The organism is Pseudomonas citri (assembly GCF_025336485.1).
Classification (GTDB): Bacteria; Pseudomonadota; Gammaproteobacteria; order Pseudomonadales; family Pseudomonadaceae; genus Aquipseudomonas; species Aquipseudomonas citri.
The window spans coordinates 1-14,246 of the sequence record NZ_JAODAB010000001.1; the positions used below are offsets into that span (position 1 = coordinate 1).

Sequence of the window (14,246 nt, forward strand, 5' to 3'; positions counted from 1 at the left end):
CCGTCGAGCGCCGCCGTGGCCAAGGAAGAAACCTTCGGCCCGCTGGCGCCGCTGTTCCGCTTCAAAGACGAAGCCGACGTGATCGCGATGTCCAACGACACCGAGTTCGGCCTGGCCTCGTACTTCTATGCTCGCGACCTGGGCCGTGTGTTCCGCGTGGCCGAGGCCCTGGAATACGGCATGGTCGGCGTCAACACCGGGTTGATCTCCAATGAAGTCGCGCCGTTTGGCGGCATCAAGGCTTCGGGCCTGGGCCGTGAAGGCTCCAAGTACGGCATCGAGGATTATCTGGAAATCAAATACCTCTGCCTCGGAATCTGACGATCCGGGAAGCCCAAAACAGGTGGCAAAACGCCTTCACAGGCGCTGTCCGGCACGTTCCGTCCGCCAGTAGGAACCTCCTATAAGCCGTCAGACCTGTTATATGGCCCCATCAGGCGAGGTGCGATAGTACCGGCCACCCGATCACACAATTCCAAAAAAGATACTCCCTGCTTATTGCACGGGCCTCGCACTGCGAGGCCTCTACAATAAGCAGGCATGCCTAAGCGTTAAGGAGGCAAGCATGCCTAACAATTACAAGATTTCGCTGGAAGACGCGCCGTTGAACAGCTTTCACAAGAAGCTCGCGGTCTATTCGTCCGGCGCTCCATTCCTGGACGGCTACATCCTCAGCATCATTGGCGTCGTCATGGCTCAGATCAGCCAGTCGTTGCAAATGAGCACCCTGCAAGAAGGCATGGTTGCAGCGGCGGCGCTGGTGGGCATGTTCCTCGGCGGCTTCGTCGGCGGTCTGTTTACCGACAAACTCGGCCGCAAGACCCTGTACGTACTGGTCCTGGTTGCATTGGCGGTGTTCTCGCTCGCGCAATTCTGGGTCACCACTGCCTGGACGCTGATCGCGCTGCGCTTGTTGCTGGGCATTGCCATCGGCGCGGACCATCCCCTGGCGACCTCCTTGCTGGCTGAATTCCTGCCCAAGAAACAGCGTGGCTCCATCCTGGCGAGCCTGGTGCTGATGTGGTTCGTCGGTGCCGCGGTGGCCTATGTGGCCGGTGAACTCATCCTCAGGAGCGGCGAACCCGATGCCTGGCGCTGGGCGTTGGCGAGTGCAGTGGTTCCCGCCGTACTGTTCCTGATCATGCGTGCAGGTACGCCGGAATCGGCGCGCTGGCTGCTGAGCAAGGGTCGGACCCAGGACGCGGACCACGTCATCAAGAAGGTCTATGGCAGCCAGTATTCTGTCGCCAACCTGCCGGAAAAGGCCCCGACCCGCAGTGTATCGGTGTGGTCACTGTTCCACTCGACCTACGGCAAACGCATCTTCTTCGTCAGCATCTTCTGGACCTGTTCCATCATTCCGCAATTCGCCATTTATGCGTTCGCACCGCGCATCCTGCATGCCATGGGCCTGACCGGTGACATGGCCGCCTGGGGCGCGGTGGCGATCACGGTCATGTTCGTGTTCGGCTGCCTGCTGGGCGTGAAGCTGATCAACCCGCTGGGGCGCCGCAACATGCTCATGCACAGCTTCCTGTGGTCGGGCCTCGCCCTGCTGGCGCTGGGGCTGTTCCCGGAAGGTTCGGCGCAACTGACGCTGATCCTGTTCGGCAGCTACGCCCTGTTCATCGGCGGCGCCCAGGTACTGCAATACGTCTACCCGAACGAGCTGTTCCCGACCGAGGTTCGCGGCTCCGCCGTCGGCCTGTCGACCTCCCTGTCACGGATCGGCGCCGCCATCGGCACCTACCTGGTACCGCTGTCGCTGACCTCGATCGGGATTGCCAACACCATGATCGTTGCCTTCGGCATCTCCATGGTCGGCCTCTTCGTCACCTGGCTGATGGCGCCGGAAACCCGCTCGCTGGACCTGCAGCAAGCCAGCGCCGCGAGCTACTGACACCCTGAACGGCAGGGGCGTGCTGCACGGCCCTTGCCGTAAGAGCAACTGGAAGCCCTGGGCTTTCGCACATTGTGAGCAGGTAGAAACATGACCTTCAAAAGAACCATTCATGCAGTCGATACCCACGCCGGCACGCCAATGCGCGTGGTCACCGGCGGGATCCCCCACATTCCCGGCAATACCGTCCATGACAAGATGAAATGGATGGAAGCCAACGATGACGGACTGCGCAAGCTGCTGCTGCGTGAGCCCCGTGGCTATCCGGCGCACTGCTGCAACATCATCGTTCCGCCCGGCCACCCGGAAGCCGATGCCGGCTACATCATCCTCGAACAGATCGAATACCCGGTGATGTCCGGCGGCAACACCATTTCGGTGGTCACGGTGCTGCTGGAAATGGGCATGCTGCCAATGAAGGAACCGGTCACCGAGCTGACCCTGGAAGCCCCCGCCGGCCTGATCCGCATCCGCGCCGAGTGCAAGGACGGCAAGGTCAAGGGCGTCACCTTCAAGAACGTCCCTGCCTTCGCCGCGCATCTGGACGCAGTCATCGATGTGCCGCATCTGGGCAAGGTCACCGTGGATGTGGGCTGGGGTGGCATGTTCTATGTCATTGCCGACGTTCGCCAGTTCAAAGGCCTGGAACTGATCCCGCAGCACGGCGCCGAGATTGCCCGGGTGTCTTCGATGATCCGCCAGGCGGCCATCGAACAGTTGCCGGTCGCGCATCCTGACTACCCAGGCGTGGGCATCACCATTTCCCAACTGTCCGGCCCGAGCGAAGACCCGAAAGCCGACTGGAAAAACGCCGTGACCATGGCCTCCGGCGAGTTCTCCTGGGACGATCCGACCACCTGGACCGGTGCACTGGACCGCTGCCCTTGCGGCACCGGCACGTGCGCCAAGATGGCCACCCTGCACGCCAAGGGCGAGCTGCCGCTGAACCAGGATTTCCGCCACCAGAGCCTGATCGGCAACATCTACACCGGGCGCCTGCTGGAAGAAACCAGTATCGGCGACAAGAAGGCCGTGGTGCCGACTATTACCGGCAAAAGCTGGATCTACGGCCTCAACACCCTGGTGCTGGAGCACGACGATCCGTTCCCGGAAGGCTTCACCATCGGCGACATCTGGGCCTGATCCGTTACATCGCTGTTTCGCGGAGTGCCTGAACGGGGCTCTGCTCCTCTCCATTCAACCTTTGAGCGCATCAGTCTGTATCGATGGCGCTCTTTTTTTTGACGGGCCTTTTTTGCAGGCTCTTTTTGAAAGGAATGCGCGATGCAAATCATCTCGGCTCAGGAAATCCGTGCATCGATCAACTGGGGCGACGTCCTGGATGCCCTGCGCACGGCTCACCTGGGCAAACGCCCCCTGGGTGAAAGCTTCTTCATCGGTGATGCCGACTATGGCCTGCTCAGCCGGGGTGTGATCCTGCCCGGCCTGGGCGCCGGCATCAAGGTTGCGTCCATGTACCCTGCCAACAGCCGCGCAACCCCTGCCCTGCCGACCGAACATGCGGCGTTCATGGTCATCGACGAAGTGTCGAAGGCCATCAGCGCCATTCTGGACGGACCTGAAATCACCCGCTGGAAAACCGCCGCCGATTCCGCCCTGGCCGCACAACGCCTGAGCCGGGAAGACAGTTCGGTCCTGCTGGTGCTGGGCGCAGGCCCCATTGCCCAGGCACTGACCCAGGCCTATCTGCACATTCGCCCCTCGATCAATGAGGTTCTGCTGTGGAACCGCACGGCGTCCAAACTCTGCGATTTCCATGACGAACTCAGCGGGCAAGGCCTGAACGTCAGCATCGTGAACGACCTCGATGCCGCTGTGCGCAAGGCCGACATCATTACCTGCGCCACCAGCAGCACCACGCCTCTGGTTCGCGGGGAGCTCGTCCGCCCCGGCACTCATGTCGACCTGGTAGGCGGCTACCGTGCCGACATGCGCGAGGCCGATGACGATGCATTGAGAGGCGCGCGCATCTTTGTTGACGATCACTCGACATCGGCCTGCTCGGGGGACATCCTGGGCCCACTGCAAACGGGCGCTATTACCGAGGCGCAGATTGAAGGCGACCTGTTCGACCTTTGCCAGGACAGCACGTTCTCGCGCCTGGCCGACGACAGGACGGTCTACAAGAATGCCGGCGGCGCCCACCTGGACCTGATCGTTTCGCAGTACGTCATCGGCAAGTTGAAAGCCCGGACATGACCCTAATGCTGTTCACTTAAGAAAAGCGATGAACCTGTGGCGAGGGGATTTACCCCTTCGCCACAATGAACCAGGCAAGCCTTAGCATTAGGGCCTTATCAGGTCCTACCTCGCTCTCACCGCATACATCCCTCCGGCCAGGATCAGCAACCCGCCGGCGATGGTATACAGATCGGGAAACTCACCGAAGACCAGCAGTCCCACCAACGTCGCAAAGACCAGCAATGAGTAGTTGAACGGTTGCAGGACGGCGGCCGGGGCAAACTCCAACGCCTTGATCAGCAACAGGTGCCCGGTCATCCCGGCAACCGCATACACCCCCAGCAGGCCCCACTGCGCAGACGTTGGCGCCTGCCACGCGGGGATCCCGAAGCAGGTGGAAGCGATGGCGCCGATCACCGCCATGTACAGCATGTTGGTGGCGAATGAATCGGTCTGGCTTATACGTCGGGACAGCAGGTTGTACACGGCGAACGTTGTCGCCGCCAGCAGCGGGATCAACGCCGCCGGATCGAAAATGCCGAAACCGGGCCGCAGGATCACCACGGTACCGACGAAGCCTACCAGCGCGGCGACCCAGTGGCGCAGGCCAATGAACTCCCCCAGAAAGACACCCGCCAAGGCCAGGGTCAACAATGGAAACACCGCGAACAGGGCATGGCAGTCGGCGAGCCCGAGATACTTGAGCCCCCAACCGAAAATCGCCGCCTCGCCCAGCGCCAGCAACGAACGCACAAGCTGGAGCCGGGGCAGTTTGCTGCGCACCGCGACACGCACTTCGCCCTTCCATGCCAGATAGCCGACGACACACACCACGAACACCCAGTAACGCACCATCAGCAGTTGCGCGACGGAGAACTCCTTGACAAGGAATTTGGTGATCCCGTCCTGGGAAGCGAACACCAGCATCGAGGTCAGGCACAAGGCGATTCCGCGACCGTGATGAGTCGAGGCCGCCTCGGCAAGCTGTCTGGGCATGAATTAAAGTCACCTCGGCCAATATGAGAGCGCAAAAAAAAATGCTGCATCCCCTTTCGGGTTTGCAGCATAAACGTGGTTGAAGCCTACCGCATTCAGCTCAACTGGTAACTGGTTTTCACTCGGGTGAAGAATTCACGGGCATAGGTCCCCTGCTCGCGCGGCCCGTAGCTGGAGCCACGGTTGCCGCCGAACGGCACGTGGTAATCCACCCCCGCCGTGGGCAGGTTGACCATGACCATGCCTGCGCTGGAGTTGCGCTTGAAGTGCTCGGCGTACTTCAGCGAAGTGGTGACGATGCCTGCGGAGAGCCCGAACGGCGTGTCTTCGGCCGCCGCAAACGCCTCCTCGTAGTTACGCACCTTGAGGACGCTCAGCACTGGCCCGAAGATTTCTTCGCGATAGATGCGCATCTCTGGCGTCACATCGACGAACAACGCCGGCTCGAGGAAGTAACCACCACCTTCGCGCACCAGACGCTCGCCGCCACAAACCAGCGTGGCGCCTTCGGCAATCCCGGAGCGGATGAAGTCCAGATCGACCTCCAGCTGTTTCGCGTCCGCCACCGGGCCGATATCCGTCGAGGCGTCCAAGGCATCGCCAACTTTCAAGGCACGGGTGCGTTCGGTCAGGCGCGCGATGAACTCGGGGTAAATACCCTCGGTCACGATCAACCGCGAACTGGCGGTGCAGCGCTGGCCGGTGGAGAAGAACGAACCCTGGAGGGCGACGTCCAGGGCCACCTCCATGTCTGCATCGTCCATGACGATCAGCGGGTTCTTGCCGCCCATTTCCAACTGCACCTTGGCCATGCGCTCGACGGCGATGGCCGCAATCTGGCGACCGGTCTGCTCCGAACCGGTGAAGCTGATGGCCTTCACCAGCGGGTGACGCATCAGCGCATCACCGACGCTGCGACCCGGGCCGATCAGCATGTTGAATACACCCGCGGGCAGGCCGGAGCGGGAGATGATTTCGGCCAGCGCCCAGGCCGAGGACGGCACCATTTCCGCGGGTTTGAAGACCACGCAGTTGCCGAAGCACAGGGCCGGGGCGATCTTCCAGGCCGGAATGGCAATGGGGAAGTTCCAGGGGCTGATGATGCCCACTACGCCTACCGGTTGACGGCTGGTGTCGATGCCGACACCAGGACGAACCGATTCGTACTTCTCGCCCGACGCCCGCAATGCTTCCTGGGCGTAGAACTTGAACGAACGTCCGGCGCGGTCCACCTCGCCCATCGCCTCGCGCAGCACCTTGCCTTCCTCGCGAGCCAGCAGGCGACCGAGTTCTTCACGACGCGCCAGGATCTCGCTGCCGATACGGTCCAGCACATCGGCGCGCAGCTGCGGATTGCTCGTGGCCCAGGCCGAAACCGCGGCATTGGCCGCCTCGACGGCAACGTGGGTCAGTTGTTCGTCGGCACGGGCGAAACGATCGACGATGTCGCGCGGGTCGGATGGATTGCGGTTTTCCAGGATCTGCTCGGCACCGCTCGGCTCGACGAACGCGCCGTTTACAAAGCTGCTTTTAAGAGGGCTGGTCATCGTGCGGCTCCTGAGCGCAAGGCTGGGCTATGTGTCGAGTTGACGAACTGGGCAATGTTGCCGAGTGCCTGGTTGATCAAACCTTGCATGGCGTCCTGACTGCTCCAGGCCACGTGGGGGTTGAGGATGAAATTGGGATGGTCGATCAGCCGGAAGATCGGATTGTCCGGCTGCGCCGGCTCCTGCTCGAGGACATCCACCGCGGCGCCGCCGAGCCGGCCGCGCTCCATGGCGTCGATCAGCGCGGCCTCGTTGACCACGCCACCACGACCGGTGTTCACGATCACCGCATCCGGTTTCATCTGCGCCAACTGCGCGGCACCGACCAGATCTCGCGTCTCATCCGTGAGCGGGCAGTTGATCATCAGCACATCGCTGTTGCACAGCAGCTCGTCCAGCGAGACAAAGCCCGGACCGGAATAACGGCCGCCGCGATCATGGAAGCTCACCTTCATACCGATGGCCTTGCCCAGTTCGGCGACACGCTTGGCAATCGGGCCATTGCCGACGATACCCAACAGGCGGCCACGCAGATCGCGAATCGGGAAGTCGAAGTAGATGTTCTTCGGCTCATGGGTACCGGCATGCACCTGTTGCATCAGGCGGTGGTAGCTGGATGCCCGGCGAAACAGCTCGAACATCATGGCGACAGAATGTTCGGCCACGGTATTGGTGGCGTAACCTGGGACATTGCCGACCTTGATGCCGCGAGCCTGACAGTACTCCACATCGACGATGTCGGTGCCGGTCAACGCCAGGGAAATCATCTGCAAGTCCGGCAACTGGGCAAGATGTTCTTCGCGCAGGGGGACGCTGCAGGTCAAGGCGACGGTCGCGCCTTTCAGCCGTTCGACCAACTGCTCCGGCTGGGTGTAATGGTAACTCACCCACTCGTGCTCGAAGGGCAAGTCAGGGATGACGACGCCCGGCCCGATGCCCTCGTCATCGAGAAATACGACGCGATGCTTCATGAATACTTTCCTATTTTTTTTGTGCTGGGACGTAGCCGGCCGGTGCCAGCGAAGCGAGTTGCGTGGTCAGGAAACTGGCGTCCTGGTTTTCGTCCTCCAGGGACTCCTTGCGTACCAACGCGTCACGCACCAGGTGAGCCCCGATGAAGCGGAACGGCTCAGGCGGGAACATCTTCATTTTCTGGTTCACCAGGCCGCAGTTGGACCACTCGTCATTGGCATCTTCGACCAGCGACTTGATGATCCGGCTGGCAAACACGGTGGTGGCGACGCCGTTGCCCGAGAAACCGATACCGAACACAATGTTCGGATGCCCGCCCAGACGGCCGAAGTTCGGCAAGCCTTTCATGGCGCGGTCGATAGGACCGGTCCAGCTGCTCACCACCGGGACGTCCTTGAGTTGTGGATAGAAGCTGTACATCTCGGCCGCCACTTTCTCGGCTGCCGGCGTTGGCCGCTCGTACAGGTCACCGATCTTGCCGGCGAACGCGAACTGACCCAGGGGCTTGCCGAACACGATGCGGCCATCGGGGGTATTGCGGTAGTAATTCAACACGGTGCGCGAGTCGGTGATGCATTCGCCGCCGCTGAAGCCGATCTGATCCAGACGGTTCTTGACCGGCGCGGTGGCGACCATGTCGCTGGACATGATGGCGACCATGCGGCGCAATTCCGGGAACTGCGCGCCCCAGGCGTTCATCGCCACCACCACTTTCTTCGCCTGGATCCGGCCGCCGGCGGTGTGCACTACAGGTTGCTCGCTGCGTTCCAGGTGCGTCAGCGGCGAATTCTCGTAGATCACCACGCCCAGCTTCAGGGCCACGCGGCGCAGACCACGGGCCAGCATGGCCGGCTGCACAGTGGCAGCGTTAGGGTCGAAGATACCGCCCATCATCCGTGGCGAACCGGTGCGCTGGCGCACCTGTTCCGGGGTAAGCGTCTGGAACGGATTGACCCCGTGCTGCTCCAGGCTGTCGGTCAGCACCTTCCAGGAATTGACCTGGCGTTTGTTGCTGGCGGTCCACAGCCAACCGTCCTTGCGGTACTGGGCATCGATATCGTGCTCACGGCAGAAACTGCCGATCTCGTCGATGGCGGACTCGGCGGCCTCACAGATCCGGCGCGCTTCCTTCTCGCCGCAGATGCTCATGACCGACAGATACTTGGCCCACCAGTTGGTGGCGATGCCGCCGTTGCGTCCACTGGCGCCGGAACCACAACGATCGCGCTCGATGATCACGATCCGCCAGGTCGGATGAGCCTGCTTGAGCCGGATAGCCGACCACAGGCCGAGGTAGCCCCCGCCGATGATGCAGACATCAGCCTGCTCATTACCCTCAAGCGCCGGAGCGAGGTGACTGTCGAGATCGAGCGCCTGTGCATACCAGAAGCCACGGTACATATCTTGTTAATCCAATATGAGTGAATTGTTGGAAACAATGGTGCCGAGTTGGCCTGGGGGGCACTATCAGGTTCAGGACAATTGCTGGAAGGTTACGGCCGAAGAAGATTATTCAGAGCTGTTGTGAGGACGAACGCTGTGGGAGCCGAGCTTGCTCGCGATGACGGCGGTGTAATAGATTCACCGCTATCGCGAGCAAGCTCGCACACAGTGGCTGTCATGAGTCATGGAGGGCGCGGAAGACCGGCTGTCCGATTTTTTATACAGGTTGTGCTCTCTGTTATATTTAAGACATTCGATCGGGTCTATTCTTAATCCCAGTGATAGCTGCACCCAGTGCCGATCTTGGCCCTTGCGCAGGGACGCCATCAGGTACGTGAGGACAACAATAATGAAGACAAACAGCACATACGAAACGCCCACGGACGAGAACACCGAAGTCGCGGTGAAGCCTGACCTGCGTGTCGGTTTCATCTTGATGAATCAGTTCACCCTCGTTCCGGTGGCCGGCCTGGTGGACTCGCTGCGATTCGCCGCGGACAAGTCGTTCCGCAGCCAGCAGATCTTCTGCAAATGGGACTGGATGACCTGCAACGATCAGCCGATCACGGCCAGTTGCGGCATGCCGATCTCTCCGACCAAACCCTTGAGCGTCATCGGCGAGTACGACTACGTCGTCCTGGCCGGAGGTCTGCTGAGCGAAACCCGCGATCCGCCGGACTGGCTGCTGGACCTTCTGCGCGAACTGCATGCGGCCAAGACCCCGATCATCGCCCTGTGTTCCGGCTCCTTCGTGCTCGGCAAGGCCGGCCTGCTGGACGGACGTCGCTGCACCGTGCACTTCACCATCCGTGAAGAGTTCACGCAGCGTTTCCCCAAGGCCGAAGTGCTGGTGGACAAGAGCTATGTCGATGACGACGGCATCATCACCTGCCCCGGTGGCACGGCCATCGACCTGGCGGCCAACCTGATCAGCCACCATTGCGGCACGATCCGCGCCCAGAAAGGCCTGGAATACCTGCTGGTGGACGACGAGGAAATCCAGCGGCAGACACCGAACGAAAAGTCCCGGGTCACCGAACTGCATGTCTACAAGAACGAGATGGTCGAGCGTGCCATCAGCTACATGCGCAGCCACATGGACGCCCCCGGTTCGTTGCGTTCGGTGGCGGAAAGTGTCGGCACCAATGAACGCCAACTGCATCGCGCGTTCATGTCCAGCACCAACGAATCACCGGCGCACTACTGGCGCAAACTGCGCCTGGACCATGCGAAAAAACTGCTGATGAACACCAACCAGCACGTCACCCAGATCGCCTACGCCACGGGCTTTTCCGATGCGTCGCATTTCATCCTGTGGTTCCGCAAGCAGTTCGGCGAAACGCCGTGCTCGTTCCGCAAGCGCCGGCATGATGCGGAGAAGTTGATCAATACGGGGCACTGAAAACTCAACATCCATAGTTCGACGCTCCTCGAAGTGAGCCATCGACCGGACGCATATTCTTCAAGCCCACATGGAGGAGCCGGCGATGAAACACACCCGTTTTTTTGGAAAAACCGTACTGACCTGCACATTCGTCCTGGCGATGCTCGGTTGGGGGATCGGCTTCTATGGGCCGCCGATCTACATGCAAGCGGTCATGGAGCGCACGGCCTGGCCCATCGCCCAGGTGTCGACCGCCGTCACCGTGCACTTCCTCAGCGGCACGATCGTCATCGCCAACCTGCCAAGGCTTTATGCACGCTTCGGCATTCCCGCCATCACCCTGCTGGGCAGCATTCTCCTGGGCATCGGCGTGAATATCTGGGCCCAGGCCAACCAGCTCTGGGTGCTGTATGCCGGTGCCGTGTGCTCGGGTATCGGCTGGGTGACCTTGGGGGCGGCGGCCGTCAATACCCTGATCGCGCCGTGGTACGTCAAGGACAGGCCCAAGGCCCTGGGCAAGGCCTACAACGGCGCCAGCATGGGGGGCGTGATTTTTTCGCCGCTGTGGGTATGGCTGATCGAGGGGTTTGGCTTTGCCACGGCGGCGCTGGTGATCAGCCTCGCGGCCGTGCTGCTCATCGCCACGTTCGCCTTCCTGGTTTTCAACAAAAGCCCCCACAGCCTGGGGCAGCATCCCGACAACGCGCAGCAGCCGGAACCCGTGACGACCAGCGCCGACACCGCGCCATGGACCGCCGTGCAGACGCTCAAGTCAGCCGGTTTCCGCAGCCTGGCAGCCGGTATGTCCCTGGGACTGTTCGCCCAGATCGGCTTGATCGCGCACCTGTACTCGATCCTGGCGGGACGCATGGGCGCCCACGACGCCTCACTCGCCATGGGCCTGGCCACCGCCAGTGCCATGGGGGGGCGCTACGTCGCCGCGCGGCTGATGACCCAAGGCATCAACCGCAGGCTGCTGGCCTGTCTCGGGTATGCCATCCAATTGCTGGGTACCCTGATGCTCCTTGGCCTGGACCTCCACCCGAGCGTGGCCTGGATCGCGGTGGTGCTGATCGGCTCGGGCATCGGCAACGCCACTTCCCTGCCGCCGCTGATCGCACAGACCGAGTTCAGCCGTGAACACACCGCCCGGGTCATCGCGCTGATGGTCGCGATCAGCCAAGCCACCTACGCTTTCGCGCCCGCGTTCTTCGGCCTGGTGCGTGCCGCCTTCAGCCCTTCGAGTCAAGCCATCGTCGCCGTCGTCACAGCCGCCGTCGTCGTGCAGATGCTCGCCATCCTGTCGTTCTACCGAGGGGTGTCCGCCCGCCCCTTCGGGATCAGACCAGCCGAGCACCGCCATCCACGTTGAGCACGGCACTTTACGAGCGTGCGTTGCGATTCCTGCGGGAAGTCGAAGAGATTGGTCAGGCCGCCGTCGGAGCCCGCGCCGAGCCTGCTGGCGTCTTGAAGGGCTCGTAGCCGCTGTTCAGGTTTCTGGCCGAGAAAGCCGCCACCCGAGGGTGGCGGTTTCGGCTCTCGGAACGTTACTTCAACCAGCCATCAACCGTGGCCCTGTTGGCATCGATCCAGGCTTTAGCTCCTTTTTCAGGTGTGCTGGTGCCGTTCTCATTGATCGTCGCCATCAGTTCGCCAAGGGATTTCTCGTCCATCTTCCACTGCTGCAACCAGCGTTCGGCTTCTGGATGGTCGGCCTTGAATGATTGGGCTGCAATGCCGTGGATCGAATCCGTTGTCCCATAGACCTTTTTCGGATCTTCAAGGTAGCGCAGGTTCTTCTTGGCCCATATCCAGTGTGGCTTCCACAGCGTCACCACGATAGGTTCCTTGCGCTTCATGGCGCGATCCAGTGATTGCAGCATCGCCGCTTCGGAGGACGGCAGCAGGGTGTAGTCCAGCTTGTACTCCGCCATCGCCTTGTCGGTGAGGCCCATCAGCCCGGTGCCGGCATCGATTCCGAAGATGGAGGCCCTGCCGCGCCATTGGAATTCATCTTTGTGGGCATTCAACTCATCGATGCTCTTGATATCCACATAGTCGGGGACTGCCAGCCCCAGGTTCGCTTCGCTCAGCCAAGGCCCGATCAACTGGACCTTGTCCTTGATGCTCTGATAAGCCGCGTTGTCGGTGGTTGGGAGCCACACCTCGAAAGTGACGTCGATTTTCCCTTGTGCAACGCTGTTGTAGAGGATGATCTTCCCGGCGTTCTGGAGCGTGACGTTGTAGCCCCTCTCCTCCAGGAGAATTTTCCACATGTTGGCGACCGCGATGTTTTCCGCCCAACTGTTAACGCCGATGCTGATCGCCTTGGAGTCGGCCGCATTGGATGCAGCACTGCAAATCAGACAAAAACCCAACAGCAGCGCCTTTAGTATTTTGTTCATTATTCGCCCCTCTGTTTTTTTAGCCGTTGTATGGAGCCTTATCGAAGCAGTTCTTCTTCAAACGGGAACATCGAAAGCAGTCGAGTGCCGGTTTCCGTGACCAGTAGTTGTTGCTCCAGCTTCACGCCTTCGCTGCCACCCTCCGCGCCCATGTAACTCTCGACACAAAGCGTCATGCCTGGCTGGATCTCACCGTCGTAGCCAGACGCCGGATAGTCGGCATGGTGGTAGAGGTAGGGATATTCCCCCGTCATGCCGCAACCATGGGCAGAGAGGTAGTAGCGATTGGCGTGATATTTAGTCGGGATGTTCCAAGCCTTTTCGCTGTATTCCTTCAGCGTCATGCCTGGCTTGATGATCTCCATGTTGTGATGCACCTGCTCGTAAGCGAGCTTGTACAGGGTGCGTTGATGATCGCTCGGGGAGCCTGGCCCCGCATGGAACGTGCGGGAAAAATCCGAGTAGTAGCCGTGACAACCCACGACATCGGTGTCCAGCGCGATCAGCTGGTTCTCGCCGATCACGTTGTTCGAGGTTTCCTGGAACCACGGATTGGTGCGATTTCCCGCGCTCAGTAATCGGGTTTCAACGTAGTCACCGTCCTGGGCGATTACCGATTGGTGCAACACCGACCACAACTCGTTTTCGGTAATGCCCGGGCGAATGGCTTCGCGCAGCTTACCCACGGCAATCTCCGTTGCCCGGAGAGACGCCACGATGCACTTCATTTCTTCGGGAGACTTGATGGCGCGAGCCATCTCAATGGGTTCTTGCGCATCAACGATCCTGACGCCCGCGCTCGCCATGGCGATCGATGTGCCGGCGTTCATCCGTTCCATGCCAATGGTCGCGTTGGCCCCCACCAGTTCAGTCAGGATACCCACCATCTCGACGACCCAGGCCTTCTCACGCTCGGCGATGTGGGGACCCGCGGCGACGAAGCTGGCGGTGGAAGAAGCACGGACTTCGTCAATGGTTTCCAGGCCATTTGCCAGGTGCTCGCAGCCGGTGAATTCGAACAGGATCGTCCGGTGCTCGGTGACGATCAGGTAACGCGAAGGCGTGTTGCGAGCGCAGAAAATCTGCATGTTTCGGGCGCCGGTTGCATAGCGGATGTTGACCGGATCACTGATGATCAGGGCGGCGATGCCCCGCTGGCGCATCTGTTCGCGAACCCTGCCCAAGCGATAGAGCCGCACGGCTCGCAGATCGATGTCTGCGCTAGCAGCGGCTTGATCAAGCAGTTGCATGCCCGAAAGGTCCGAGCGTTCGCGATGCCAATCCAAGGTTGTCATGTGGGTTTCCAGGCTAATGATTAACTATCGGTTATTAACAGCGGCAGACTAGGCAGAGCGACCATTGGCCATTTTTTCCGCCTGAGCCAGACTTTACAAGCC

The 14,246-nt window shown here is 61.0% G+C and carries 12 protein-coding genes; 6 read left to right on the top strand and 6 right to left on the bottom strand.

The features are described from left to right. From N4Q37_RS00005 to N4Q37_RS00020, 4 genes are all read left to right on the top strand, one after another. The coding region (locus tag N4Q37_RS00005) for an aldehyde dehydrogenase family protein (protein WP_260954312.1) at nucleotides 1–321 on the top strand (321 nt) is incomplete at its 5' end. A gap of 244 nt (nucleotides 322–565) precedes the next feature. Further along, the gene (locus N4Q37_RS00010) at nucleotides 566–1,900 is read left to right on the top strand and encodes an MFS transporter (RefSeq protein ID WP_260954313.1); all 1,335 of its coding nucleotides are present in this window, start codon (nucleotides 566–568) and stop codon (nucleotides 1,898–1,900) included. A gap of 90 nt (nucleotides 1,901–1,990) precedes the next feature. Beyond that, nucleotides 1,991–3,043 carry a proline racemase family protein gene (locus N4Q37_RS00015; protein ID WP_260954315.1) on the top strand — a complete coding sequence of 351 codons (1,053 nt, stop codon included), beginning with the start codon at nucleotides 1,991–1,993 and terminating at the stop codon, nucleotides 3,041–3,043. 141 nt (nucleotides 3,044–3,184) lie between these two features. Next, a complete protein-coding gene (locus N4Q37_RS00020; RefSeq protein WP_260954316.1) occupies nucleotides 3,185–4,120 on the top strand; it encodes an ornithine cyclodeaminase family protein in 936 nt (311 codons plus the stop codon). Nucleotides 4,121–4,225: 105 nt separating this feature from the next. On the opposite strand, the gene N4Q37_RS00025 is transcribed toward N4Q37_RS00020, so the two are convergent. The 4 genes from N4Q37_RS00025 to N4Q37_RS00040 all read right to left on the bottom strand — a co-directional run bounded on the left by N4Q37_RS00025 (nucleotide 4,226) and on the right by N4Q37_RS00040 (nucleotide 9,018). Further along, the gene (locus N4Q37_RS00025) at nucleotides 4,226–5,098 is read right to left on the bottom strand and encodes a DMT family transporter (protein WP_260954318.1); all 873 of its coding nucleotides are present in this window, start codon (nucleotides 5,096–5,098) and stop codon (nucleotides 4,226–4,228) included. Between the two features lie 95 nt (nucleotides 5,099–5,193). Then, on the bottom strand, nucleotides 5,194–6,645 hold the full coding sequence (locus N4Q37_RS00030) for an aldehyde dehydrogenase family protein (RefSeq protein ID WP_260954320.1): 1,452 nt from the start codon (nucleotides 6,643–6,645) through the stop codon (nucleotides 5,194–5,196). Further along, entirely contained in the window at nucleotides 6,642–7,616 is a 975-nt protein-coding gene (locus N4Q37_RS00035) for a D-2-hydroxyacid dehydrogenase (RefSeq protein WP_260954321.1), read from the bottom strand. The genes N4Q37_RS00030 and N4Q37_RS00035 overlap by 4 nt, the downstream gene beginning before the upstream one ends. A gap of 10 nt (nucleotides 7,617–7,626) precedes the next feature. Then, nucleotides 7,627–9,018, bottom strand: a complete 1,392-nt coding sequence (locus tag N4Q37_RS00040) for an NAD(P)/FAD-dependent oxidoreductase (RefSeq protein WP_260954322.1) — start codon at nucleotides 9,016–9,018, stop codon at nucleotides 7,627–7,629. A 391-nt stretch (nucleotides 9,019–9,409) separates the two neighbouring features. Between N4Q37_RS00040 and N4Q37_RS00045 the strand changes: the two genes are divergently transcribed. Continuing rightward, complete coding sequence (locus N4Q37_RS00045; protein WP_260954323.1) at nucleotides 9,410–10,462, top strand: GlxA family transcriptional regulator; 1,053 nt, start codon at nucleotides 9,410–9,412, stop codon at nucleotides 10,460–10,462. A gap of 85 nt (nucleotides 10,463–10,547) precedes the next feature. Continuing rightward, the gene (locus tag N4Q37_RS00050) at nucleotides 10,548–11,816 is read left to right on the top strand and encodes an MFS transporter (RefSeq protein ID WP_260954324.1); all 1,269 of its coding nucleotides are present in this window, start codon (nucleotides 10,548–10,550) and stop codon (nucleotides 11,814–11,816) included. A gap of 175 nt (nucleotides 11,817–11,991) precedes the next feature. Here N4Q37_RS00050 and N4Q37_RS00055 read toward each other — a convergent pair whose 3' ends face one another. Both N4Q37_RS00055 and N4Q37_RS00060 read right to left on the bottom strand, forming a co-directional pair. Then, nucleotides 11,992–12,822 (bottom strand): glycine betaine ABC transporter substrate-binding protein, encoded by an 831-nt coding sequence (locus N4Q37_RS00055; protein ID WP_260954325.1) that lies wholly within the window; start codon nucleotides 12,820–12,822, stop codon nucleotides 11,992–11,994. Between the two features lie 65 nt (nucleotides 12,823–12,887). Then, complete coding sequence (locus N4Q37_RS00060) at nucleotides 12,888–14,144, bottom strand: M24 family metallopeptidase (protein ID WP_260954326.1); 1,257 nt, start codon at nucleotides 14,142–14,144, stop codon at nucleotides 12,888–12,890. Nucleotides 14,145–14,246 lie beyond the last annotated feature (102 nt).